The organism is Chryseobacterium sp. JK1 (assembly GCF_050632815.1).
Classification (GTDB): Bacteria; Bacteroidota; Bacteroidia; order Flavobacteriales; family Weeksellaceae; genus Chryseobacterium.
In genome coordinates this window covers 193,861-220,482 of record NZ_JBODRU010000001.1, presented here as the reverse complement: position 1 = coordinate 220,482, position 26,622 = coordinate 193,861, and the positions used below count along the sequence as shown (strand labels likewise).

21 protein-coding genes and 2 riboswitches are annotated in these 26,622 nt (G+C 37.2%); of the genes, 12 read left to right on the top strand and 9 right to left on the bottom strand.

Annotation, left to right across the window (positions count from 1 at the left end):
• Window positions 1-97 precede the first annotated feature (97 nt).
• The gene (alaS, locus tag ACQ76T_RS01085) at window positions 98-2,701 is read left to right on the top strand and encodes an alanine--tRNA ligase (RefSeq protein WP_431341507.1); all 2,604 of its coding nucleotides are present in this window, start codon (window positions 98-100) and stop codon (window positions 2,699-2,701) included.
• A 112-nt stretch (window positions 2,702-2,813) separates the two neighbouring features.
• On the opposite strand, the gene ACQ76T_RS01080 is transcribed toward alaS, so the two are convergent.
• Window positions 2,814-3,863 (bottom strand): serine hydrolase domain-containing protein, encoded by a 1,050-nt coding sequence (locus ACQ76T_RS01080; RefSeq protein ID WP_431341506.1) that lies wholly within the window; start codon window positions 3,861-3,863, stop codon window positions 2,814-2,816.
• A gap of 414 nt (window positions 3,864-4,277) precedes the next feature.
• On the opposite strand from ACQ76T_RS01080, the gene ACQ76T_RS01075 reads away from it, so the two are divergent.
• From ACQ76T_RS01075 to ACQ76T_RS01065, 3 genes are all read left to right on the top strand, one after another.
• Complete coding sequence (locus ACQ76T_RS01075) at window positions 4,278-6,674, top strand: hypothetical protein (RefSeq protein WP_431341505.1); 2,397 nt, start codon at window positions 4,278-4,280, stop codon at window positions 6,672-6,674.
• A gap of 75 nt (window positions 6,675-6,749) precedes the next feature.
• On the top strand, window positions 6,750-6,986 hold the full coding sequence (locus ACQ76T_RS01070) for a hypothetical protein (protein ID WP_431341504.1): 237 nt from the start codon (window positions 6,750-6,752) through the stop codon (window positions 6,984-6,986).
• A gap of 7 nt (window positions 6,987-6,993) precedes the next feature.
• Window positions 6,994-8,463, top strand: coding sequence for a M20/M25/M40 family metallo-hydrolase (locus ACQ76T_RS01065; RefSeq protein ID WP_431341503.1), 1,470 nt, complete (start codon window positions 6,994-6,996; stop codon window positions 8,461-8,463).
• A gap of 130 nt (window positions 8,464-8,593) precedes the next feature.
• Here the strand turns inward: ACQ76T_RS01065 and ilvA are convergent, their stop codons facing one another.
• The 7 genes from ilvA to folP all read right to left on the bottom strand — a co-directional run bounded on the left by ilvA (window position 8,594) and on the right by folP (window position 16,893).
• Window positions 8,594-9,856, bottom strand: a complete 1,263-nt coding sequence (ilvA, locus tag ACQ76T_RS01060; RefSeq protein WP_431341502.1) for a threonine ammonia-lyase — start codon at window positions 9,854-9,856, stop codon at window positions 8,594-8,596.
• Window positions 9,857-9,870: 14 nt separating this feature from the next.
• Complete coding sequence (gene ilvC / locus ACQ76T_RS01055) at window positions 9,871-10,917, bottom strand: ketol-acid reductoisomerase (RefSeq protein WP_431341501.1); 1,047 nt, start codon at window positions 10,915-10,917, stop codon at window positions 9,871-9,873.
• A 79-nt stretch (window positions 10,918-10,996) separates the two neighbouring features.
• On the bottom strand, window positions 10,997-11,278 hold the full coding sequence (locus ACQ76T_RS01050) for an ACT domain-containing protein (protein ID WP_422691416.1): 282 nt from the start codon (window positions 11,276-11,278) through the stop codon (window positions 10,997-10,999).
• A 15-nt stretch (window positions 11,279-11,293) separates the two neighbouring features.
• Window positions 11,294-13,015, bottom strand: a complete 1,722-nt coding sequence (gene ilvB, locus ACQ76T_RS01045; protein ID WP_431341500.1) for a biosynthetic-type acetolactate synthase large subunit — start codon at window positions 13,013-13,015, stop codon at window positions 11,294-11,296.
• A gap of 10 nt (window positions 13,016-13,025) precedes the next feature.
• A complete protein-coding gene (ilvD, locus tag ACQ76T_RS01040) occupies window positions 13,026-14,705 on the bottom strand; it encodes a dihydroxy-acid dehydratase (protein WP_431341499.1) in 1,680 nt (559 codons plus the stop codon).
• A 176-nt stretch (window positions 14,706-14,881) separates the two neighbouring features.
• Entirely contained in the window at window positions 14,882-15,754 is an 873-nt protein-coding gene (ilvE, locus tag ACQ76T_RS01035) for a branched-chain-amino-acid transaminase (RefSeq protein WP_431341498.1), read from the bottom strand.
• Between the two features lie 368 nt (window positions 15,755-16,122).
• Window positions 16,123-16,893 (bottom strand): dihydropteroate synthase, encoded by a 771-nt coding sequence (folP, locus tag ACQ76T_RS01030; protein ID WP_431341497.1) that lies wholly within the window; start codon window positions 16,891-16,893, stop codon window positions 16,123-16,125.
• A 345-nt stretch (window positions 16,894-17,238) separates the two neighbouring features.
• On the opposite strand from folP, the gene ACQ76T_RS01025 reads away from it, so the two are divergent.
• The 5 genes from ACQ76T_RS01025 to tpiA all read left to right on the top strand — a co-directional run bounded on the left by ACQ76T_RS01025 (window position 17,239) and on the right by tpiA (window position 20,541).
• A complete protein-coding gene (locus tag ACQ76T_RS01025; protein WP_431341496.1) occupies window positions 17,239-17,805 on the top strand; it encodes a DUF1599 domain-containing protein in 567 nt (188 codons plus the stop codon).
• A gap of 1 nt (window position 17,806) precedes the next feature.
• Window positions 17,807-18,916, top strand: coding sequence for a BT_3928 family protein (locus ACQ76T_RS01020; RefSeq protein ID WP_431341495.1), 1,110 nt, complete (start codon window positions 17,807-17,809; stop codon window positions 18,914-18,916).
• 80 nt (window positions 18,917-18,996) lie between these two features.
• Entirely contained in the window at window positions 18,997-19,347 is a 351-nt protein-coding gene (locus tag ACQ76T_RS01015; RefSeq protein ID WP_431341494.1) for a TerB family tellurite resistance protein, read from the top strand.
• Window positions 19,348-19,364: 17 nt separating this feature from the next.
• On the top strand, window positions 19,365-19,769 hold the full coding sequence (locus ACQ76T_RS01010) for a hypothetical protein (RefSeq protein ID WP_431341493.1): 405 nt from the start codon (window positions 19,365-19,367) through the stop codon (window positions 19,767-19,769).
• A 13-nt stretch (window positions 19,770-19,782) separates the two neighbouring features.
• Entirely contained in the window at window positions 19,783-20,541 is a 759-nt protein-coding gene (gene tpiA / locus ACQ76T_RS01005; protein ID WP_431341492.1) for a triose-phosphate isomerase, read from the top strand.
• 75 nt (window positions 20,542-20,616) lie between these two features.
• Here the strand turns inward: tpiA and ACQ76T_RS01000 are convergent, their stop codons facing one another.
• Window positions 20,617-21,888 (bottom strand): esterase-like activity of phytase family protein, encoded by a 1,272-nt coding sequence (locus ACQ76T_RS01000; RefSeq protein ID WP_431341491.1) that lies wholly within the window; start codon window positions 21,886-21,888, stop codon window positions 20,617-20,619.
• 260 nt (window positions 21,889-22,148) lie between these two features.
• Window positions 22,149-22,339, top strand: a riboswitch (cobalamin riboswitch).
• Between the two features lie 57 nt (window positions 22,340-22,396).
• Between ACQ76T_RS01000 and ACQ76T_RS00995 the strand changes: the two genes are divergently transcribed.
• From ACQ76T_RS00995 to ACQ76T_RS00985, 3 genes are all read left to right on the top strand, one after another.
• On the top strand, window positions 22,397-23,503 hold the full coding sequence (locus tag ACQ76T_RS00995; RefSeq protein WP_431341490.1) for a T9SS type A sorting domain-containing protein: 1,107 nt from the start codon (window positions 22,397-22,399) through the stop codon (window positions 23,501-23,503).
• Window positions 23,504-23,829: 326 nt separating this feature from the next.
• Window positions 23,830-24,019: riboswitch (cobalamin riboswitch) on the top strand.
• Between the two features lie 103 nt (window positions 24,020-24,122).
• Window positions 24,123-25,403 (top strand): T9SS type A sorting domain-containing protein, encoded by a 1,281-nt coding sequence (locus ACQ76T_RS00990; protein WP_431341489.1) that lies wholly within the window; start codon window positions 24,123-24,125, stop codon window positions 25,401-25,403.
• Window positions 25,404-25,411: 8 nt separating this feature from the next.
• Window positions 25,412-26,536 carry a T9SS type A sorting domain-containing protein gene (locus ACQ76T_RS00985; RefSeq protein ID WP_431341488.1) on the top strand — a complete coding sequence of 375 codons (1,125 nt, stop codon included), beginning with the start codon at window positions 25,412-25,414 and terminating at the stop codon, window positions 26,534-26,536.
• The last annotated feature ends 86 nt before the right edge of the window (window positions 26,537-26,622 follow it).

Genomic DNA, 26,622 nt, shown 5'->3' with positions numbered 1-26,622 from the left:
ACATTCAAAACATAGTATAAAATTATTACAAATCGCTTAAAAATCTTAAATTTGCATCTTATCAAAATTTGATAGTAAAAAAAGCAAAAGCAATATTATGACATCACAAGAGATACGTCAAAAATTTTTAGATTATTTTAAAGGTAAGGGACACCTTATCGTTCCTTCAGCTCCTATTGTGCTGAAAGACGACCCTACCCTTATGTTTTCCAACTCCGGAATGACGCAGTTTAAGGATTTTTTCCTTGGCTACAAAACACCTACCGCCCCTAGAATTGCCGATACACAAAAGTGTCTGAGAGTTTCTGGGAAGCATAACGATTTGGATGATGTAGGTAGAGATACTTATCACCACACGATGTTTGAGATGCTGGGTAACTGGTCTTTCGGGGATTACTTCAAAAAAGAGGCTATTGCTTTTGCCTGGGAATTACTGACTGAAGTATACGGAATTCCAAAAGAAAATTTATACGTAACGATTTTTGAAGGTGATGCTTCAGAAAACCTTGACAGAGACCAGGATGCTTATGATTTCTGGAAATCTCATATTGCTGAGGACAGAATCATCAACGGAAATAAAAAAGATAACTTCTGGGAAATGGGTGAAAGCGGACCATGCGGACCGTGCTCAGAAATCCATATCGATCTTAGAACTTCTGAAGAAAAAGCTGCTGTTCCGGGAATTACATTGGTGAACCAAGATCATCCGCAGGTTGTGGAAGTTTGGAACCTGGTATTCATGGAATTCAACAGAAAGGCAGACCGATCTTTAGAAAAACTTCCTGCTCAGCACGTAGATACAGGAATGGGATTTGAGCGTCTTTGTATGGCACTTCAAGGGAAATCTTCCAATTATGATACAGATGTTTTCACTCCTCTTATTTCTAAAGTTGAAGAACTTTCAGGTAAAAAATATACAGGAATTTTAGAGAACGAAAAAGATATTGCGATCCGAGTTGTGGTAGACCACATCAGAGCTGTTTCTTTTGCGATTGCAGACGGGCAGCTTCCTTCAAGCGGAGGTGCAGGATATGTGATCAGAAGAATTCTAAGAAGAGGAATTTCTTATGCTTACAGATTCCTGGATATGAAAGAACCTTTCCTATATAAATTGGTTGCCGTTCTTCAGGAGCAGATGGGACCTTTCTTCCCGGAAATTGAAAAACAGGGAAAACTGGTTACCGAGGTTATTAAAAGTGAAGAAGATTCATTCTTGAATACTATTGAAACAGGACTAATCCGTGTTGAAAAATTAATTCAGCAAACCATTGCAGACAATCAAAAGGTTTTACCAACCCTTGAGGTTTTTGAATTGTATGACACCTATGGTTTCCCTGATGATTTAACAAGAATTATCGCAGAAGAAAAAGGATTAACCATTGATGAGGAAGGTTTCAAAGCAGAAAGAGAAAAGCAAAGAAAGCGTTCTCAGCAAGATTCCGCTCAAAAAGTGTATGACTGGGTAGCCTTAGAAGAAAGTGAAGAAAATTTTGTAGGATACGACCAAACTGAATCTGAAACTTATATTACAAGATACAGAAAGGTAGAAAATAAAGACGGAGAGTTTTATCAGGTAGTACTAAGCTCTACGCCATTCTATCCAGAAGGTGGTGGACAAGTTGGAGATAAAGGAGTATTGGAAAATGCTTCTGAAAGCTTTGAAGTTCTGGAAACCAAGAAAGAAAACGGATTAATCATTTCGTTGATCAATGGTCTTCCAAAAGATCCAAAGGCTGTATTTATGGCTAAAGTAAATGCTTCCGACAGAAAAAATTCTCAGGCTAACCACTCTGGAACTCACCTTTTACATGAAGCCTTAAGAGATGTTTTAGGAACTCACGTAGAGCAGAAAGGTTCTTATGTAGGTCCCGATTATCTGCGTTTCGACTTCTCTCACTTCAATAAAATGACTGAGCAAGAACTGGCTTTAATTGAAGAAAAAGTAAACCAAAAGATTAAAGAAAATATTGCTTTACAGGAATTCAGAAGCATTCCGATTCAGGAAGCTTTGGATAAAGGAGCAATGGCTTTATTTGGTGAAAAATATGGTGACAATGTGAGAATGATCCAATTTGGAAGTTCAAAAGAGCTTTGCGGTGGAACTCACGTAAAAAATACAAGCGAAATTGGACATTTCAAAATCGTTTCTGAAGGTTCGGCTGCTGCAGGAATCAGAAGAATTGAAGCAATCTCCGGAGATCAGTCTGAAGAATACTTCAAAAACCTTGAGAAGCAGATTGCAGAACTTTCTCAATTGCTGAAATCAAAAGACGTTGTAAGATCTATTGAAAAACTGATCGATGAAAATGCTTCATTAAGATCTGAAGTAGACGCTCTTAAAAAAGAAAAGGCAAAAGGAGAAATCAGCGACTGGAAAAATGCTTATGAACAGAAAGGCAACAAACAGCTTCTGGTAAAGAAGACTTCTCTGGACGCAGGTTCGGTAAAAGATATCGTTTTCCAACTGAAAAAGGAGATTCCAACTTCTGTGACGGTCATTCTTTCTGATGCAGACGGTAAACCAATGATTACAGTAGGAGTTTCCGATGATTTGGCAGCAAGTTATCAGGCGGGAGCTATCGTAAAAGACCTTGCAAAAGAGATCCAAGGCGGTGGCGGTGGAAATCCTGGTTTTGCAACGGCTGGTGGTAAAAACCTGGATGGACTTGAAAATGCATACCAAAAAGCATTGAATATTTAATTCAATCGTATCAAAATATTTCCGCTTGCGGATGTATGGATTTCACGATCCTAATTTAAATTAATCAACAATCCCTTTCAAAAAATTGAAAGGGATTGTCTTTTTTATGCATTTACTGTATTGCGTTTATATCATTATACAGGTTATCAACAACTTTTTCTAAAATTTCTCCTGTTTCATTAAAGCTTGCATTGGTTAATACAGATATTCCCATATTCTGTTTGGGATAAATGACAAACCAATTCTGCATTCCGTATATTCCTCCGTGATGTCTATAGATTAATTGATTATCATTTTCTATGATGTACCAGTGATAACCTTCCCAAAAATCCGAACCTTCTTTAAATAATTTTTTATGAGATTCGTTGACGGTAACATTCGACTTGTCAAGCTGCAATTTCATATACTTTACTAAATCCGTAGTCGTAGAGTGCAACCCTGAAATTCCGCCCCACAAAGTTCTGTTGAAGTTGGGCATTAGTTCATTTTTATCGTTATACCCTTTTACCAATCTATTTCTGTCATTTTCATTGAGTGTAAATTTAGTTTGATCCATTTTATTCGGTTTCAAAACAAATTCGTTTACCAATTCCTCAAAGGGTTTCTGATACACTTTTTCAAGGATATATGCTGTCAGCTCAGGCGCTGTGTTTGAATAAGAATATACTTCTCCGGGCTTCGTTTCAATGTTGATCAGTCTTAAACCTTCAAAAAAAGCCTCTTTATTTTCGCTCTTTGGCGGAAAATTCGGAAATCCACTTGTATGTGTGATGAGGTGTTTCACTTTTATAGGTTCTCCTTTAAATTCCAAATTGGGATAAGGTTCGCTAAGATAGATTCTAATATCATCATCTAAATTGAGTTTTTTATCAAGAATGGCTTTAGAAGCGATATATCCTGTAAAAGTTTTAGTTACAGAAGCCAGTTCATAAAGTGTAGAATCGTCCGGCTTGTTTCCTTTTCCTATCGTTAATTCTCCAAAATGTCTTGTGATAGATTTTCCATCTTTCAATACCACAATAGAAACAGAGTGAAATCTTTTGTCCTCTAATAGCTGAACCGCATTTTTCGTAATCGCATTATCAACTTTTGGGTTATTGATTGTATGGGCACTTTTACACCCAATAAGAGCAAAAAATAGAACAGTGGTTGAATATTTCATGGTTGTAATTAGTTTAATTTTCTGATTAAGTGTTTACAATAATACATTACACTCGGTTGTAGGCAATATATTAATCCAAACTATAATTTCGCTAAAAATAAATAATTCTCCACTAGAAAAGGAATTTTATTTCCAATCTAAAAGAAACATACCGGACAACCACATAAAAGAATTTTAAAATACTATTTCTTTACAATATTGAAAAACATCTGAATATATGATGTTCAGGAGTTTCTTTATGAAAAATTTTATTCTCCAGCCATAAAGGTTCACACTCTTTAATATTTCACTTTATACACCCTTTTAAAGCTCATGAAAATCTCCCATCGTGCGTTTAGATTAAATCAATGTTATACTCTGTTAAAAACTTTTTAAACACAATAAATATTATTATTTTTGGCGTAGTATTTTTACATGAAAAGGGGTTTATTTTTATTATTTTTTCTGATATTTTTTCTGGGGTATTCGCAATCAAAAATTAAGGTTGTAGATGACGCCAATGAAAAACCTGTCCCTAATGCTAAAATATCTTGTGACAGCAAGATCCTCGGCTACACCAACGATCAGGGAATTCTAGAGTTTACAGCACACTGCAACAATATAGAGATTGAAGCAGACGCTTATCAGAAAGCAACAGCTTCTCCTGAAAGCAGTATGGAGATTTCACTTGTTAAAAAAGGTTCAAAAACAACGGCAATAGAAGCGGTAGTGATTGAAGATAAAAGTGACCCAAGAGCACTGGAAATTCTGAAAAAAGTAAATAAGCTTTTCAACGAAAACTCGCCTAAAAGTCTCCGCTCCTATTCTTACAAATCTTACGAAAAAATTTCTCTGGATATTGATGAAGACAGTATTTCTCAATTTCAGGAGTATTTCAATGACTTAAATGTTTTCAAGAAAAAAAGAGAAAAAGATTCTCTAAATAATATCACGGCCAGAAAAGTATTTTCAAAAAGTAAGCTGTTTCTTTGGGAAAGAGCACAGGAATTTCTGTATTCTAAAAAATATGGTGAAAAGATCAACATTCTGGATAACAGAATCTCCGGACTGAGACAGCCCATCTATGAAATGATTGCCCTTCAGCAAAGTAACAGAGATATTGTTCCCGAGCAGGTAAAGCCAGAAAACAGAGGTCTTTACCGATTCTTCCTTTCAGATACTATTGAGCTTGACGGAAGGAAAAACTTTGTGATCCGCTTTCGTGAAGTCAATTATAAAAACCCGGACAGAAAAAGAAAATACAACGGAGCTATCTATGTAGACACCGAAACCTACGGGATCAAAAAAATTGAAAATTTCAGCAAAAATAAAAACGACGGGATCATCACAAGTACCTGGGTATTTTACAATAACAAATGGTTTCTTGCCCACGAAAAAGCAAAGCTTAAAATGGGTAAAATGGCCATGGATGATAAAGAACGTATCAATAAAAAAGATAAAAAAAGCTTTGGCACCTACGCTTTCCTAACCTCAAAATATTTTGATTTTGAAGCTCCCATTGAAGAAAATGCCAAAGATTTTAAAGGCTATACCTTCTCTGTAAAAAGCATTGACGGGCATTCTCTGGATAAGTACAGAACAGATCCTCTCACCAGCAGAGAACAGAATACCTATAAAACAATTGACAGCTTAGGAAAAAAGTATAAAATCGACAGTAAAGCCCAGATTTTATCGGGACTTCTTAACGGCCAGATTAGAGTAGGTTCTGTAGATTTTGCCGTAGATGAGATTGTCAATTTCAACTCTTACGAAGGCTTCAGACTGGGATTAAAAGCCAAGCTGAATGAAAATTTCAATCCTTATTTTTCTCCGGATTATTATTTCGCTTATGGAGTAAAAGACAGAACCTGGAAATACGGGATGGGTCTTGATGTGAAAACTACGCTGGAAAAAAATTCCTTCTTCAGATTTGAATTTTATGATGATGTAACAGCATCTGGAGAATTTAACCGAAAGCTTTGGAATTTCAAAATGAGAACCATGAACTTCGGGAATAATCTAAACAATGACAAATATTTTCACTATAAAGGAGCTTCGTTATCCTATCTGAATGATGTTACCAATGGCCTTACTCTTGCTCTTGCCGTAAGACGAAATATAGAAGGTGCAGAATTCGACTACGAATTCAGAGACAGAGGAACTTCATATAAAAACTTTAACACTTTATTTACCTTAAAATATTCTCCAAACTCAACCAATATTATGACTCCTCAGGGGAAATCTCTGATCGATCAGAAATATCCTGAACTGTATTTCAATTATGAACAGAGTTATAAAGCCATTGGTGGGGATTTTAACTATTCCCGTTTTGATGCTCTTTTTGTGCATAATTTCAAAACTCCGATCGGAACCACAGGTTTCAGATTATATGGGGGTGTTGTTCTGGGACAAGCTCCCATATGGAAAAACTTTACTATGAATGGACTTGCATCTCCGGGCAAAGACTTCAACTTTAACCTTACTTCTTATCTCGGATTTGCGACACTGGAAGGAGGTAAATATTATAATGATAAATTTGTAGCGTATTATTTCACTCATAAACTTCCATTGTATTTTAAAAGCTTTGGACACAATGTTTCCAGTTTCGACTTTGTTTTAAGAGGAACTATCGGGGATATGAAACATCAGGAATATCATCAGTTCAAGTTTAGAAAGCTTGATCACCTGTATCAGGAGGTTGGATTGGAATGGAATAACTTCCTGTCCAGCTATTTTAATCTGGGAGTTTTCTACAGAGTTGGCTATTACGCAACGCCTCATTTCAATGAAAATTTTGCCATTCAGTTTAAGCTGAAGTTTTTGGAATTTTAACCTTCCGGAAAAGACAAAATCTTTAATTTTGAAATATTTTTCAAACGCATTCAACGACAATATATATAAAAGAATATGCAGAAAATCGAAATCAAAGCAGAACAGTTTTTTGAATTATTACGATTAAAAGACACTCCGATGTGGGAAATCTTCTCACAGATGATCGATGGAAATGAAAAGGAAATTATCTTTTTAGACAATGAAGACAAGATCCTTTTTAATTATATTCTACCTTCTAATCCTGAAAAACTGGAAGAAGACAGAAAAGAATTTTCCAAACAATTTTCAGAGAAATTAGCTAACTTCAACTAAGAATTCCATGAATAAAAATTATGTTTTTTCTCTGCTGAGCCTTTTCTTATTTGCAATCGGAAACGCTCAAAACTATAAAAAACCCTTGGTTTCTGCCATCAAAGAATCTGACCTTCGTACGGACATGTACCAGATGGCAGCAGACTCTTTCTGGGGCCGTGAAGCTGGAACTCTTGATGAACTGAAAGTTTCTATGTGGCTTGCAGACAAAGCCAAAGAGGCAGGCATGAAACCCGCTGGAGATAATGGAACATTTTTCCAGTTTTTTGATATGTACAGACATCAGGTGATCCCTCAAAGCAGCCTTAAAATCGCAGATAAGAATCTTACATTATGGAAAGATTTTCTCGTATCGGAACCCGTAAACGCGTCTATAGACTCTGAGATTGTCTATGCAGGAAATGCTGAACCTGAAGACCTTTCAAAACTGAATATCAAAGGAAAAGTACTTGCTGTAAATGCTTCTGACAAAAACATTTCGAAAGATATGACTCTTTTCGTAAGAAGATATCCCGGTTTTGTAAGAACCAAATACTATAATAAAGCGGCTGAACTGGGTGCGAAAGCGATTATCTTCATTACCGATGATATTTCTGAGAAGAGCTGGGTAGAAGTACTTCCTCAAATGACAAGAGGGAGCTATGGTGTGGAAGGTTTGAGAGAAAAAGTAACCAATAACATTCCGGTTTTATGGATTAAAAGAGAGAATTCGGGCTGGGTAAAAAATAATTCTAAAGTTTCTTTGAACCTGATCACAGAAACTTACAAATATCCTTCTGTAAACGTTATCGGAACAATAGAAGGAACAGATTCTGTTCTTAAAAACGAATATGTTTTGCTAAGCGGGCACCAGGATCACGACGGAATCAGACATCCTGTAAAAAATGACACCATCTACAATGGTGCGGATGATAATGCCAGTACCTGTGTTGCTATGTTGGCTATGGCAAGAGCCTACAAAAAGCAGCCAGGAAAAAGAAGTATCCTTTTTGTCTTCCATGGTGCGGAAGAAAGAGGACTACTGGGTTCAAGATGGCACGCTGCCCATCCTGTGGTTCCTAAAGAAAAAATTGTGGCAGTTCTAAATGGCGATATGATTGGAAGAAATGATAATAATGAAGCGGCTTTACTGGGTGGAAATGTTCCTCATAAAAACTCTGAAGAACTGGTAAAAATGGCAGAAGAAGCCAATAATGAAAGTACAAAATTCAAGTACCTGAAAGATTGGGATTCTCCAAGCCATGCAGAATATTTCTATTTCAGAAGTGATCATCTTCCGTATGCTAAGATTGGAATTCCTTCGATCTTCTTTACCAGTGTTTTGCATGATCAGTATCATACTCCACAGGATGAATCTGAAAACATCAATTACAAAAAACTTTATAAAATGACTGAATGGATGTACAGAACATCCTGGAAAGTAGCCAATGAAACGGAACGTCCGAAAGTTATTCCGGGTTTTACGCTTGAAAGATAAAAACAGAAAAAGCTTCACGATTTGTGAAGCTTTTCTTTTTCATCTGTGTTTTTAGAATATACGAAAATAAGAACATGCCCATACAACCTGGAAATCCAAGAAGTGTATCCCTTTTTAAATCATGCCTTTTTTAAATGAGCAGATTCATCAGAGACGGATCATTGTTCAGGTAATTGACAAAAAAATCATAACTTTTCATTTTATCAATTAATGGAGTAAAGTCTGTGTTTTTTTTCAAAGCAATGCCTACCACGGCAATTCCTTTTTCTTTTGAATTTTTTTGGGTGTATTCAAAATAGGTGATGTCATCATCAGGTCCCAATACATCCATTACGAAAGTTTTCAGTGCTCCCGGACGTTGTGGAAATCGGACAAGGAAGTAATGTTTCAAACCGGCATACAGCAATGCTTTTTCTTTAATTTCTTCCATTCTGGTAATATCATTATTACTTCCACTAATGATGCATACTACATTTTTTCCTTCTATACGATCTCTGTATTTTTCCAGAGCAGCTATTGAAAGTGCTCCAGCAGGTTCTACAACAATAGCGTCTTTATTATATAGGGAAAGAATTGTTTCACATACCAGTCCTTCTTCCACTGTTACCATATCATACAGAACGTTTTGGCAAAGCTCAAAAGTAAGGTTCCCTACCTGTTGTACGGCTGCACCGTCTACAAATCTGCTGATTTTCTCCAGAAGGACAGGTTTGCCTTTTTCTATTGCCTTTTTCATGCTTGCGGCTGCAGAAGGCTCTACCCCGATTATTTTGGTTTGAGGGGAAAGTTCTTTAAAGACAGAGCAAACTCCGGCCGCCAATCCACCGCCACCAATCGGAACGAAAAGATAATCTATCGGAGCTTCCGACTGTTCTAAAATTTCCATTGCTACAGTGGCTTGTCCTTCAATAATAGCAGGATCATCAAAGGGATGAATGAAGGCTCCATCATGGTCATTACAAAACCTCAACGCTGCATCTTTGGCTTCGTCGAAAGTATCTCCATAGAGTACTACATCAATATAATTTCCTCCAAACATTTTAACCTGCTCCAGCTTTTGTCCGGGGGTTGGCAAAGGCATAAAAATGGTTCCTTTCACTTTCATCTTGTGGCACGCAAAAGCGACTCCCTGTGCATGGTTTCCTGCGCTGGCACATACAACTCCCTTGGCTAGAGCTTCCGGAGACATGGTTGCCATTTTATTATAAGCTCCTCTTATTTTGTAGGATCTTACCTGCTGAAGATCTTCCCTTTTAAAACTTATTCTGGCTTTATAAACATTCGAAAGGTTATTGTTGATGGCTAAAGGGGTTTTAACAACTACATTTTTGAGACGTTCCGCTGCTTTACAGACTTTTTCCAAAACAGAGGAGCAGGTTTCTTCTTTCATCATTTTTTATGGTTTGATTAATTATTTTCCGGTCTCAGGCTTCGTACCGTTGCTCCGGCCTTCCACATTTCGCTTTCTCTCAGCTCGGTCAGTTCCACTTCCAGTTTTTCTCTGTAATCAGGCTTGCTATTGCTGTCGATAGACCTTTGGGCCTCATTTCCTTTGGCTACGTTGTCATACAATTCTTCAAATAATGGCGAAGTGGCATCTCTAAAACGTTTCCACCAATCCAAAGCTCCTCTTTGAGCGGTAGTACTGCAGTTGGCGTACATCCAATCCATACCGTTTTCTGCCACCAAAGGCATTAATGATTGGGTAAGTTCTTCAACCGTCTCGTTGAATGCTTCCGAAGGGCTGTGTCCATTTTTTCTCAACACGTCGTATTGTGCGGCAAATATTCCCTGTACGGCTCCCATCAGTGTACCGCGTTCTCCGGCAAGGTCACTGTATACTTCTTTTTTAAAATCTGTTTCAAATAAATATCCGCTTCCAATGGCTATTCCCAATGCTACTACCCTGTCTTTTGCTTTTCCTGTCGCATCCTGATGGATGGCAAAACTACTGTTCAATCCTCTGTTTTGAAGGAACATTCTTCTCAATGAAGTTCCGGATCCTTTAGGAGCAACCAGAAATACGTCTACATCTGAAGGTGGAACAATACCTGTGCGTTCATTAAAAGTCACTCCAAAACCGTGAGAGAAATACAAAGCTTTACCAGGCGTAAGATGCTGCTTCACTTTAGGCCAGTATTCAATTTGTGCGGCATCACTCAAAAGATAGCAAATGATGGTTCCTTTTTCTAGGGCTTCTTCTATTTCAAATAATGTTTCACCGGGAACAAAACCGTCTGCTACAGCTTTATCCCATGATTTCGAATTTTTCCTCTGTCCTACAATCACATTTATTCCGTTATCTTTCTGGTTAAGAGCCTGCCCAGGTCCCTGTACTCCATACCCAATAACTGCCACTACTTCATCTTTTAATACTTCCTGAGCTTTTTTTAATGGAAATTCATCTCTTGTTACTACGTTTTCCTCAACTCCTCCAAAATTCAATTTTGCCATTTTTTTTAATTTTATTTGTTAGCTACTTTTTGATTTATAAACTGTATAATTCTTTATTTTTAGTCACAATCGTTTCTATTTAGCTTGCATATTCCATTGCGGTGAAATATGGATTTTTATGATAATGAACTTCCAGCACATCCACCTGCTTTTCCATTTGTCTGGTAATTTTCTGTACAGAATCTTCTGTTTCTCTGATCACAATCACAAACTTTTTTACACGCTCTGTTTCGGAAGGCCCTACATTAAAGGTGACCATGGAAATTCTTCTTCTGGAAAAAATAGCGTTGATCCTGCTAATCAGTCCTAAATAATCTTCGGTATATGCCGTAATGGTATATTCTTTCTGTTCTGTTTTCATCTTTTTATTTTTTATTTATTTGTTACTCAATACAATTTCTGAAACACTTTTTCCTTGAGGAATCATAGGAAACACATTATGCTCTTTTCCGGTCATCACTTCTAAAAGGAATGCACCTTTATGATCCAGCATTTCACGAAGTCCTTTTTCCAGCTCTTGTCTTTGGGATACTTTATTGCCTTCAATTCCGTATCCTTTGGCTACCTGTACAAAATCGGGACTCTGAATATCTACTGAAGAATACCTTTCTTCATGAAACAATTCCTGCCACTGTCTTACCATTCCCAGATAGGAGTTATTCAGAATGAGGATTTTAACATTGGGACGATACTGCATAATGGTTCCCAGCTCCTGAATATTCATTTGTGCACCGCCATCTCCCATAATGGCAATAACCGGACGGTTTTGTTCTCCATATGATGCTCCTACAGCTGCAGGAAGACAAAATCCCATGGTTCCAAGTCCTCCACTTGTAATATTGGTTCTTGGATGTTTAAATTTTGAATATCTGCAGGCGGACATCTGGTGCTGCCCAACATCGGTGACGATTACAGCTTCACCTTCGGTCATTTCGTTGAGGGAACGAATGACTTCTCCCATGGTAATTTCACCTTCGGACGGGTATAGTTCTTTACTGATCAGAGTACTGTCTTCAACTTCGTAGCAGGATTTAAACTTCTGCAGCCATTCCGGATATTTTTTTTCTTTGATCCATGCGGTAAGAAGCGGCAATGTTTCTTTACAGTTTCCTAATACCGGTACATCTGCTTTTACATTTTTATCGATTTCTGCTTTATCAATATCTAAGTGAATAATCTTTGCCTGTTTTGCATATTGATCCAATCTTCCTGTCACTCTATCATCGAAGCGCATTCCGACAGCGATAAGAACGTCACATTCGTTGGTCAGTACGTTAGGTCCGTAATTTCCGTGCATTCCTACCATTCCTACTGATTGTGGATGATTGGTAGGAATAGAACTCATTCCCAGTACCGTCCATGCTACCGGTATTCCCGACTTCTCAACAAAGTGAAGAAATTCTTTTTCGGCTTTTCCCAACATAATTCCCTGCCCTGCAATGACAAAAGGTTTTTCAGCGTTATTGATCAGAAATGCGGCTTTTTCTATACTTTCATGGCAAGGTATAGGATCAGGCTTATAGCTTCTTAATGAGTAACATGGAGAATAGCCTTTATACAAAATAGGCTGTAATTGGGCATTTTTGGTGACATCAATCAATACAGGACCTGGGCGGCCTGATTTTGCAATATAAAAAGCCTTGGCCAATACTTCAGGAAGCTCATTAGCATCGGCCACCTGATAATTCCATTTGGTAACGGGACTTGTCACGTTGATAACGTCTATTTCCTGAAAAGCATCTGTTCCTAAGAGATGTTCAAAAACCTGTCCTGTAATACATACCAAAGGAGTATTATCTAATAAAGCGTCCGCCAGTCCTGTAACAAGATTTGTGGCTCCGGGTCCGCTGGTTGCCAGTATGACTCCTACTTCTCCTGAGACTCTCGCCAACCCTTGGGCTGCATGTACTGCTGCCTGCTCGTGACGGACCAAGATATGTTCCAGCTTTCCCTGATAATCATAAAGGGCATCATAAATAGGGATAATAGCACCTCCTGGGTATCCGAAAATGGTTTTTACCCCTTCCTGAAGAAAAGCTTCAAGAATGATCCGGCTTCCGCTAAGTTCTGTTTCGATAGATGTATTTACATTCTCCATGATATTCTGATTATGAGATTTCGTCCGTTACACAACCTTCTGCAGCTGATGATACGGTTAATGCGTATTTATAGAGTAATCCTTTTTTTACTTTAAGTGAAGGCTTTTGCCATCGCTGTTTTCTTTTTTCAATTTCTTCTTCTGAAACTTTTAGCTGTATTGTGTTGTTTACAGCATCTATTTCAATGAGGTCGTCATTTTCTACAAAGGCAATGAGCCCTCCTTCATAAGCTTCGGGTGTAATGTGTCCTACCACAAATCCATGTGTACCTCCGCTGAATCTTCCATCTGTGATCAATGCCACACTGCTTCCAAGTCCTGCTCCGATTAAAGCACTTGTAGGTTTCAGCATTTCGGGCATTCCGGGAGCCCCTTTTGGTCCTTCATTTCGGATAACGATCACATCTCCCTGCTGTACTGTTTCATCCTGAATTCCCTGGATGAGTTTTTTTTCCCCATCAAATACTCTGGCCTTTCCTACAAATCGTTCTCCTTCTTTTCCTGTTATTTTGGCTACACTTCCCTTTTCTGCAAGATTGCCATAGAGTATTCTGAGGTGGCCTGTTGCTTTTACTGGTGACGAAAGAGGTCTTATGATCTTCTGCTTATCAAAATCCAGATCCGGGATATTTTCTAGGTTTTCGGCCAATGTTTTTCCTGTTACCGTTAAACAATCTCCATGTAATAATCCCTGTTTTAAAAGGTATTTCATCACTGAAGGTATTCCTCCGTGTTCATACAAATCCTGCATCAGGTATTTACCGCTGGGTTTAAGGTCTGCCAGTACAGGAGTACAGTCGCTCATCTTTTGGAAATCATCCTGATCAAGAGCAACTCCAACACTTTTAGCCATCGCAATAAAGTGTAATACAGCATTGGTGCTTCCTCCCAAAATAACAATCATACGAAGTGCATTTTCAAAAGCTTTGCGGGTCATGATATCGGAAGGTTTGATATCTCTTTCCAGTAATACTTTCAGATATTTTCCTGCTTCGTGACATTCATGTTTCTTCTCTTTACTTAATGCGGGGTTGGATGAAGAATAAGGAAGACTCATCCCTAATGCTTCTATTGCGGATGCCATTGTATTGGCGGTATACATTCCACCACAGGCTCCAGCGCCGGGACATGAGTTCTTTACAACTCCATCAAAATCTTCTTCTGAAATTTCTCCTGCTATTTTTTTACCTAATGCTTCAAAGGCAGAAACGATATTAAGCTGTTCTCCTTTATAGCATCCGGGAGCAATTGTTCCGCCATACACCATAATAGATGGTCTGTTCAATCTTCCCATTGCAATAATAGTTCCCGGCATATTTTTATCACAGCCTGGTAAGGCAATCACTCCGTCATAATATTGCGCTCCACAGATGGCTTCAATGCTGTCGGCAATTACATCGCGGCTTACGAGTGAGTAGCGCATTCCATCTGTCCCATTGCTCATTCCGTCACTTACTCCAATTGTATTGAATATTAATCCCGCCAAACCATGTTCCCATGTTCCTTTTTTTACCATTTGAGCAAGATCGTTGAGGTGCATGTTACACGTATTTCCATCATACCCCATGCTGGCGATTCCGACCTGAGCTTTATGCATATCTTCTTCTGTAAAGCCTATTCCGTAAAGCATTGCTTTTGCTGCCGGCTGCTCACTATTCTGGGTAAATGTTTTTGAATATTTATTTAACATACTATCCTAATTTTGTTATTTTTCTCATCATTTCCATGAAATATTTAATTAATTCCGATCCAAAACTACAGCTTGTCATATTTTTATCATTTTCACTTTTCTGAAAAACTACAATATTCAATCGTTCTTACAACACCTATAAAAAACTAATAATCAAATATTTAAATTCATTTAATTTACAATGACAGAAGTCTTACCTTTTTTACATAGGCCTTCTGAACTTTTTCACTTACTGTATCTTCCCATACTTTTGTAAAAGGGACATCATCCAATGAATCCAGCGCGACAATTTCGGCTGCTGTTCCACAGAAGAATCCGGCATCGGCACCTCTCATTTCTTCAGGAGTAAAAAAGGTTTCTTCAACAGGAATATTCAGCTCATCACAGATCTCAAATACGGTCTGTCGGGTAATTCCCGGAAGAATACTTCCTTTGGCAGGGGTGTATAATTTTCCTTCTTTTTCGTAAAAAACATTGGCTCCCGAACTTTCAGCGACATAACCGTTTTCATCCAAGACCAACGCTTCGTCGTATCCTTTATCTTTGGCATCCTGACAGGCAAGAATAGAGTTTACATAATGACCACCCACTTTAGCTTCTACTTTGAAAGCTTTAGGATTGGGACGTTGAAATTCTGACGTCATGATTTTCATTTTATCTGCGAGGTATCCGTTGCTCCATTCCCATGCGAGTAAAGAGAGATAGGATTTTTTACCTTTTGAAAGAGACATATTGGGTGAACAGGTGACTAGTGGACGGATATAAGCATCAGTGAAACCGTTTTTTTCCAAAAGCTCGTAGGTAAGTGCCGTAAGCTCTTCTACGGAATAATCGAACGGAATATGCATAAGTTCTGCTGATCTTTTCAGTCTTTCATAATGTTCTTCTGCTTTAAAAATCCGTGGTCCGTGGTCTGTAGAATAAGATTTAATGCCTTCAAAAACAGAGTATCCATAGTGAAGAGATTGTCCGTAAAGATCTGTTCCTGCCTCTTTGGCTTTCATAAAGCTTCCGTCGAAATAGATGACAGTGTTGTCGTTGTAATACATATTGTGTGGGTTTAAAATTTAACAAAAGGGAATAAAAAAAGCCCTCTCACGATGTGAGAGGGCTCAATATATGTACAGTCATACACTTTCCTTCTCACAGACGCAAGGGAATAATAATGACGATAATAATTACTGTTAATAACTGATACATATCCTGTACAAATAAAAAATTAAAACAAAAAAAGCCGTTTCAAATATGAAACGGCCCGTATATAATTTAAATTAAAATCTATTTTAGACTGCCGTTTCCTTACTGTTGTTAATGACAACAGCAATAATAGAAATGACAATAATATTTTTCTGATTCGTAAAATTCATGTGGCAAATGTATAAATTTTTTAAATACTCACAAGTTTTTTTAACACTTTTTATTTTTTTTGTAAAAACAAATCAACAGTTTTCTTTGCTTCAGCTACATCATGAACTCTTAAAATCATGGCCCCCTGTTCTAATACTTTCATATGAAGTTTCTGTGTTTCTTCATTGATATCCAACGGCGATTTGCCAAGAGGTTTGTAGATGAAAGATTTTCTGGAAATCCCTATCAATAAAGGTAATCTTCCAAAACCTAGATATTCCACTTCACTGATCATTTTCATCTGATCTTCTACTGTTTTTCCAAAGCCGAAACCGGGGTCTAGAATGATATCTTTTACTCCTTTTTTCAAAAGTAAATTTACTTTTTCAGAGAAATATTGATTGACGTCTAAAGTAATATCTTCAAATCTGATTTTCTGATGCATTGTGTCGTAAGATGGGTTAATATGCATCAGAATGTAAGGAAGTTGCGTTTGTGCTGCTGTGTCAAACATTTTTTCATCAAACTGACCGCCTGAAATATCATTAATGATATCCATTCCTTCGTTAAAACCAAACTTTACAGTATCTGCATAGAATGTATCAAGAGAAATCAGCGTTTCCGGAAATTCTTTTTTAATCTTAGAGATCATATTTCCCATTCTTCGAATCTCTTCTTCGCTGGTCAGAAATTCAGCATGAGGTCGTGTAGACTGCGGGCCAATATCAATGATTGCAGCCCCTTCTTTTACTAATTTTTCAGTTTGCTGTAATGCGGCATTGTCATTATTAAACTTTCCTCCATCAGAAAAGGAATCTGGAGTAAGATTTAGAATTCCCATGATTTTCGGAGTGTCTAATTGGATTAAATGACCACGACAATTCAGGCTATGAGTGAGGGAGTTGGAGGGTTTGAGTGTTGTAGAGCTCGGGAGCATTGAATTTATTATTGATGGTTGATGGAACAAAATTAAGAATTTGTAAGGTCTACTGACGTATGTATAGGTAATGTATTTTTGGTCAAACTGACTTTTGAAAGACGATCTTTAAGCATTCTGTTTTTAATTTTGACTGTATTCTAAATTTTTTGAATCACTCACCTCTCGCAGCCTACTACATTCAAACTCTCCACCTTCTTTTTAAAAATATAAAAGTGAATTCGTATATTTGGAAGATTAAGAAAATTTATGCTAAAGACGTCAGTACAATTCGAGAAAGTTATCAGTGAGTGTCGTGATCTTTTCGGTAAAAAGTTACAGGATTACGGTGCAGCCTGGAGGGTTTTAAGACCGAGTTCCATTACAGATCAGATTTACATTAAAGTCAATAGAATCCGTACGCTGCAGATGACTGATAAAAAAATGGTGGATGAGAGTGAGGAAGGTGAATTTGTCGCAATTGTCAACTATTCTATCATTGGGCTTATTCAGCTAGAGAAAGGTCTTTCCAATGATTTCAATGAAAATAAAGAGGAAATTTTAGGTCTGTACGACAAATATGCCAATGAAGCAAAGGCTTTAATGGAAAGAAAAAACCATGACTACGGCGAGGCGTGGAGAGATATGCGAATCTCTTCAATTACAGATCTTATTTATCAGAAAGTATTAAGAACTAAACAGATTGAGGATAACCAGGGCCAAACTATTGTTTCTGAAGGTCTTGACGCCAATTATTTCGACATGCTGAACTATGCTGTTTTCTGTCTGATCAAGTTCTCAGAACAAGAAAATCAATTCAAACCCAAAACTATTTAACATGATCAAAGGTTTATTACGCTTTATTATTGCTGTTATTTTCATCCTTTCCGGCTTTGTAAAAGCTGTGGATCTGGTAGGATTTTCCTTTAAGATGGAAGAATATTTCTCGCCAGTTGTTTTCAATATGCCGTTTTTTGAGAAGTTTGCCCTGCTATTCTCCATTATTGTGGTGGTGCTGGAACTTTTCTTAGGATTTATGCTGCTTCTGAAACTAAAGCTTAAATTTACCTTATCCATACTTATTGCCCTTTGTATTTTCTTTGGATTCCTTACCTTTTATTCTGCTTATTTCAATGTGGTAACAGATTGCGGATGTTTTGGAGATGCCATCAAATTTACACCGTGGCAGAGCTTCCTTAAAGATGTCGTACTTCTGGTAGGGCTGATCGTTGTATTTATCCTGTACAGAAAAGAATTCCGTAAGAAAGACGAATATGGAGTAACTCAGAAAGAGCCATCCAATACTTTTAAATATATTCTTTTAGCCGTTTTCTCTCTGGCTATGATCTACGTTATGGCACAGGGAATTATGCACGAACCGATGATCGATTTCCGCGACTATAAAATAGGAACAAATATTAAAGGAGAAAAAGAGAAAATCAATAAAAACCCTTCTGAATATAAGACTTTTTACACTCTTAAAAATCAGAAAACGGGAGAAGTTCAGAAAGTCAATCAGGACGATTATATTAAAGAAACAAAATATTGGGCAGAAGGTTCTCCATGGAAAATTGAAGAGGGAAAAAACGAATCTGTTCTTATCAAGGAAGGATATAAGTCTGAGATTGTTAAATTCAAAATCGAAGATCCTACAGGAATGGAGCTTACACAAGAAATCATCAATGCTCCGAAAGCAGTTTTGGTATTTTCTTACCATCCAAAAGAGGTTCCGGCTGAACTTTTAAGCAAGGTAGAAGCTAAAGTAAATGCTCAAAAAGGAGCTTTAATTTATGGTATTTCTACAGAACCTCATACTTTTAAAACGATTAAAAATGCGATGATGGATGGTACTGCCATTAAGACCATTGCAAGAAGTAATCCTTTTGTATTGATTCTTCAAAACGGTAAAATCATAGATAAGCAACCGGCAAAGGACTATGTTGAATAATAATGATTTAGAAAATATAAAAAAATCATTAGCTATCGGCCCTTTCAATTGAAACACTAAACTTAAACATAAAACAGCTCATGCAAAAATCAAATAAATCTATCGCAGGTTACCATTTACTAATGATTCTTTCTTCCGTAGACGGTGAATTTGCACCTGAAGAAGGTATGCTTGTTCAGCAGTATCTTGCGGATGAATTCCCTTTCCGAATGAATCTTGACAATGAACTGGAAACTCTTGCTCTGTTACAGCCTGAAGAATGGAAAGACCACTTCGAATTTCATGCAAGATGCTTCCATGAAGATTCTACAGAGGATGAGCGCGTAAAATTTGCACAGTTTGCTAAGTCATTAATCAAAGCAGACAATAAAGTAACAGATGAGGAACACACTTTCTATATTCTTCTGAAAAACTTATGGGGATTATCATAAATTAAAAATAAACAACCATGAAAAAATTATTTGTTTTATCTCTGATTGCTATTGCAACAGGGCTAACTGCACAAAAGAAAGAATATGACCCCAAAGTAATGGGATGCTATAAAGGATCAGAAGTAAACCAACAGGTTGACGGAATGTCGAAATACTGGATATCTTGCAGACTGGAAAAGGGCAAAAGCATATTGATGTATGTAGCCATTAATTCACAAGGCCAAGTATCGCAACAGACTGAAAACGGCAGTTGGTGGACCAGCGGAGGTAAATATTATGAGCTTCACAAAGTAGATAACGTTACAGATATCTACAATTATGAAGTTTTAGCAACTGGAGATGTTAAATTTCACTCCATAGAGCTAATGGGACAAAAAGACAATACCTACGTATTTACCGACACGAAAATACAGGAAGATTAAATAAAAAATAATTATGAGAAGAAAGATAGTTGCAGGCAACTGGAAAATGAACAAAAATGTAATTGATGCTCAACAATTGATGATCCAATTACTAAGTTATAAAAACAATAATGCTACCAACTGTGAGGTTTGGATTGCGCCACCATCTTTGTATTTGATGATGGCAAAAGATATCTTTGAAAAGGATGAAATAGGTGTATTCTCTCAGGATATGAGCGAGCATGAAAGTGGTGCTTATACAGGAGAAATTTCTGCAGATATGCTGGAATCTATTGACGCTACAGGGTCATTAATCGGGCATTCTGAAAGAAGACAATATCACGGAGAAACAGATTCTCATTGTAATAAAAAAGTTAAACTAGCTTTAGATAAAGGACTTATCCCGGTTTATTGTAATGGGGAAACTCTTGAGCAGAGAAAAGCAGGACAGCATCTTGAGGTTGTAAAAAATCAGACTGAAGTTGCTCTTTTCACCCTTTCTGCGGAAGAAATCAAAAAGGTAGTTATTGCTTACGAACCTGTTTGGGCTATCGGAACTGGAGAAACAGCAACGCCGGAACAGGCTCAGGAGATTCATGCTCATATCAGAAATATTATTGCCGCTAAGTACGGACAGGAAGTTGCCGATGAGGTTTCTATTCTTTACGGGGGTTCTGTAAAACCTGATAATGCTAAAGAAATCTTCTCTCAGCCTGATATTGACGGAGGTCTTATCGGAGGAGCGGCTTTAAAATTAGAGGATTTCTCTAAAATTATTGAGGGTTTCAACTAGTATTGAAATTATATCAATCTATAATAAAAACGGCGGAATCTTCGATTCCGCCGTTTTCTGTTAAAAAAAATCTAATTATTGAATATCGACTACGTACATAGTACCTTTGTCTACTTTTCCCGTTTTAGGTAAAATTTTCGCTTTTGGATTTCCATTTCCATCATCTACCACACCGAAATCATCGTCATTGAAAACGGCCAGCTTGTTATTTCCTAAATACACAATTCCTTCAAACTTATCATGCTCGTACCCCAGTTTTGCAACCAGATCTACCGCTAATGTTTTTGACACCGATTTTATTCCTACATTGGTAAGCTCATCCCATGAACACTGTTCCAAGGCTTTACCGTTTACTTTCATTCCATCCACGGCATTCATATCAGATCCCGTTACATCGGTAGCGTTGGCCAGATTGATTCTGTATACTTTTTTAATCCCACCCTGAGATCCAAAATTACCATCCCTTTCAATCACCAAAAATTCGGTGTTACTCAACGCTGTAATATCACAAACAGAGTCTGAAGCTCCACCATCCTGTCTGTATAAAAACTGTTTGGTTTGGCCTGTAACCGTATCAAAAGTTACAATTCTCGTCAATGTTGTATTGGTTGCCAAAGCTTTACTTGGAACATACATCATAGATTGTATTGTCCCTACAAGAGTTCTGCCATCAGGCGTAAGAGCAAGACCCTCCATTCCTCTGTTTGCTCTTCTTTTAGCCAAAACAGCAGGCAGTTTTCTTGGGCCGGTGTTTACTCCAACCGGGCTTATTCTTTCCAGTTCCATTCCGTCAGCACTATAATGTACAATGTGTGGACCATATTCATCGGACACCCAGAAAGTACCGTCCGCAGCAGCAACAATACTTTCACTGTCTAAACCATAATTATCAGTTCCAAGGATGTTTCCTGAAGCATCATAAGCGACCTCTCCCGTACTTCCCATTCCCACTGGATTTGGTAGTCCTGTAATAGGCATTCCGGATGGATTTTTAAGCTTTATATATTTAATTACTTCTATATTTCCGTCTGCATTGATCTTGAAATGCATAATGGTTGGGGTAAAGTTGGGAGTGAGGAACTTTTTACCATTCAGATAATCGGTATTGGGACCGCGGTCTGTAATCACATAAAATTCTCCTTTTCTTGTTGGGTGAGCTGCTGCACCGGAGCCAAAACCTCCGTTGATAACATCTACTCCATTGAGGGTAACCATTTTCGTAAATGGAAATTCCTGAGGAAGTTTGGAATAGTTAATATCCGGGCTGTTGATTACAGTATTATCTCCATCAGTATTACACGAAGACAATACTGCCAGCATTAAAACAGGCAATAGTAATTTTTTCATATTCACTTTTATGGCTGCGAAAATAGAAACTGATTGTAAACTGATCTTGAATACAATGATAATTGTATTTTAATAATAGATCCTGCAAAATGAATTCAATATAAACAATAAAACTTTAGATTTTAATTCTTAAAAGCAAATAACTCCCAACCATTAGCTATCAATATCATAAAATGGTTATTCGAAAACTACGATTTCCTTTGTGAAAAGCCTGAAAACAAAAGATAATTCACAAAATACAGCCTAAAAATTTATATGATATATTTGCAGACTTTTAAGGCTGAACACTGTTCATTAATAGGGAATCAGGTGAGAATATTATTCAAATCCTGAGCTGTGCCCGCAACTGTAAACTATTCAACTTATAGTATTATGATACCACTGGATTCCACATCCGGGAAGGTGACTATAAGATGTAAGCCAGGAGACCTGCCTTAAATTTAAACTTCAAAAGAACACTGTTTTTATGCAAGTAAGTTTCGGGAATAAAACTTTAATTAATGATATCATGAAGAAAATCTACTTTTTTTTCTTACTGCTAGTTGTGCAGTTTTTGTCGGCCCAGTTTACAGAAAACGACATTAAATTCTGGGTAGGAACCGGTTCCAAGAAAGCCTATTTCATCGCTGATTTTAACGATAATAATACTCCAACTTCTTATGCATGGGGATATCGTTTTGATTCCAATTCTTTAACGATGGAAGATATGATCACGGCTATTGCTGCCGCAGAACCTAAAATGGAGATTGAAATCCCTTCAGGATTTCTTTACAGCCTAAGCTATAACCATCATATTCCAAGCCTTGATGACTACTGGTCTACCTGGTCAGGAACTACTTCTGAGGCTATGTCATTTAATAACGGGGTTAATAATGATCCACTAATTGATGGGAAATGGTATGGGGTTTCTTATGGTTATGATCCTCCTTCCCACCCTTCTACTCCAGTTCCTGCCTACAGCTCTTTATGGTATACTTCTTCTCAGATCACCAGCTGGATTGGGACAGGTAACAATAAAAGTCTTGTAGTTATCGATTTCGGAACAGATGGTACTGCTGGTACTGCCAATTCTTTTGTATTCGGAATCAGGTATAACGGAACTATAACTGCGGAACAGGCTTTACAGCTGATACAGTCACAGGCTTCTTATTTTAATTATACATCCGCCAATAACCAAATCTCTAATCTGACACTGAATACATTTACAGGAAATTCTGCAGGAGCCGGAAACTGGAAATTATACAAGGGAAAAGATCTTTCAAGCTGGCAGGCAAAATCTAATCTTTCTCAGATTCAATTAAACAATAACGACTGGATGGGATTAAGCTTTGGGCAGAGAAGACCTATTACTCCTACAGAAGCTGCGAATGCTACATTAGGGGTTGCTTCTGTGAATAAAAAAGTATTCCATATTTATCCCAATCCGGCAAGTGACTTTATCCAGATTGAAACCTCTGAAAATGTGAAAGAAGTGAATATATATTCTGCTTCTGGCCAAAAAGTGATTACAACACAAGCAACAAAGATTAATATTCAGGCATTAAGCTCAGGAATTTATTTTGTAGAGATTAAAACGGCTAACCAATCCACAATACATAAGATTGTAAAAAAATAGAGATACATTACCGTATTTCTATTTTAATTGATATCGCTGACCAACCTTTTCCAATATTTTGATGGTTTAAGGAGGACAGTATACAACAAGACTTTCTCAATTTTTGAGGAAGTCTTTTTTCCGTTATGAGATTTCATTTTAATAAAGAACTTATAAAATGAATAGATCATACGTCACAATCTTCTTTATTTTAATACGAAAAACCTAACAACAACCCATAACATATTGATAATTTCGCAAAAACAGTTGTGAAAAAATTTATTTAATGTCAGAAAAGCCTAAAAATCAGATATAATTCATAAAAAATCACTTATAATTTATGTGATATATTTGCAGCGTTTTAAGGTTGAACACTGTTCATTAATAGGGAATCAGGTAAAAATATTATTTAAATCCTGAGCTGTACCCGCAACTGTAAACTATTCAACTTATAGTACATGACACCACTGGACCCAAAATCCGGGAAGGTAGCTATAAGATGTGAGCCAGGAGACCTGCCTTATACCAATTTCAACTTTCGGGAATAAAAGTTTATGAAATAAAAATCTCAACAGATTTTTTCATGAATGTTTTGCCCTGAAGTGAAGTTTCGGGAATAAAACTTTAATTTAATAATATCATGAAGAAAATCTATTTTCTTATTCTTGCATTTGTCATTTCTTTTGCAAATGCTCAAACTGAAGGAGTCCTGGTACTCAACGAAGGCGGCGCCGGAAGCAATAATGCTGAAGTATCGCTGATCTCCAACCAATCGGTTGTTACCAACAACTATTATAAAACACACAACAATAATGCGGCGTTAGGAGATACTGCACAGGACATTAAAATTTTTGGTGATAAAATTTTTGTAGTTCTTAATATTTCCAATCAGATAAAAGTTCTTAATAAATCGGATTTCTCTTTGATTACCACTATTACATCCAATGTTAAAAACCCAAGATACATTGCCTTCAGTGGGAATAAATTCTTTGTAACGAACTGGGGAGCAAGCGGCGGACAAACCAACTATGTAGCTGTTTATGACCTCAACACTTATACCCATCAGGCTAATATCACGGTTGGAGAAGGACCTGAAAAAATCTACAGCAAAGACAATAAACTGTATGTTTTGCTAAAAGGAGGTTTCGGAATCAACCATTTTATGGATATTATTGATGCAACCAGCAACTCAGTTTTATCAGAAATAAATGTAGGAGATTTTCCACACAGTATTTTTGAAAAAGATAACCTTCTTTACATCATGAGTTCCGGAAATCCTTATGTTTCCAATTCTTTTGGAACTTTTACGGTTTACAATACAACCACTCAGAGTGTTGCTTCCACTACAACATTTCCTGCCGGAACAAAACCAGCTTATATGGATACGGATGGTACGAATATTTACTATGTGAAAGATGCTTCTATTTATAAAACTTCTATTGCAGCACCTTCTTTTTCGACCAATGCAATTGCAACTCCTCCTATTACAGTAAACAGTTATGGTTCAGCTTATGGATTTAACATCGTTAATAACAATATCTATATAGCGGATCCCCAAGGCTATGTTGCTCCTGGAAAAATCTACATGTATAACTTACAGGGAACATTACAAAATACTTTTACAGTAGGCCTACTTCCTAATCAAATTATTGCTTACAACAGCGCATCTTCAAGTCTTTCAACCGTTGAAAACATAAAAACATCTAAATTGTCACTATATCCAAACCCTGCGAGTGACAAATTCTATGTACAAGGCTTAAACAGTGGAAACGTTCAGGTTTATGATGCGAATGGCAGAATGATCATCAATACTCAGTACACTCAAAACGGAGTTGATGTAAATAATCTTCCTAAAGGAGTATATGTTGTAAAAATCACTGATAAAAACAATAGCTTCAGCGAGAAACTAATCATCAAGTAAGATTTACAATGCAAAAAATAGTAAGCTTTATATGTACCTTTATCGTTGGTTTGTGTTTTGCCCAATTCACTGCCAATGACGTAAAGTTCTTCGTGGGAACAGGTTCTCAGATCGCCTATTTTGTAGCAGACTTTAAAGATGGAACGGATGACAGATCATATGCCTGGGGAGTAAGGTTTAATCCCGGACAAGATATAACCGGAGCTCAGATGCTTGAGATGATCAAAAACGCAGAACCTGCTTTTGATTATAATGCAACCTTTAATAATGGTTTTCTTGATAAGGTAAGTTTCAATAACCATTCACAGCAATCCACACCAGATTGGTGGAGCCTATGGACTGGTGACAGTACCAGTAGCTGGGGTCTGGGAGGATGGATGAACAGCGGAACTATTGTAGATGGTAAATGGTATGGTGCAAGCTACGGATTCAACAATCCTACAGCACAGGCACCTGCTACCCCTATTGCCGCTTACGGTTCTTCATGGTATAATGCCTCTCAGATTACCCATTGGATAGGTATCGGGGCTAATAAAAGCTTAGTGGTTGTAGATTTTGGAACGGATAATGCTAATGGAACTGCAGATTCTTTTGTATTCGGAATCCAATACAATGGAACCATCACTGCTGAACAAGCTATGCAGATGATTGCTGCTCAGACAAGCACATTTAGCTATACTTCAGCGGCCAATCAGGTTTCTTCTTTATCATTAAATTCTTTTTCCGGAACAGCCAACGGAACCAATTCCTGGAAGCTATACAAAGGAAATAATTTGTCAAACTGGAAAAGTAACGCCAATCTTTCAGCAATCACATTGAGTAATAATGAATGGTTTGGATTAAGCTTCGGGCAGAGAAGACCCTTTACTCCTACTGAAGCTTCTAATATTACACTGGGAATATCCAATGTAAGTAAGAAAAATTTCAGTATTTATCCAAATCCGGCAAGTGATTTTATTCAGATTGAAAGTCCTGAAAGTATTAAAGAAGTGAATATTTATAATGTTTCGGGTCAGAAAGTAATAACGACTCAGACTTCTAAAATCAACATTCAGTCTTTAACCACAGGAATGTATTTTGTTGAGATTAAAACCACTAACAGTACAACAGTACATAAAATTGTAAAGAAATAATGAAAGCGCCGTAAAGGCGCTTTTTTTTATGAATGTATAATAACCACCCCGTCACAAATTCTTTGAATTTTTGCCACCCCTCCAGA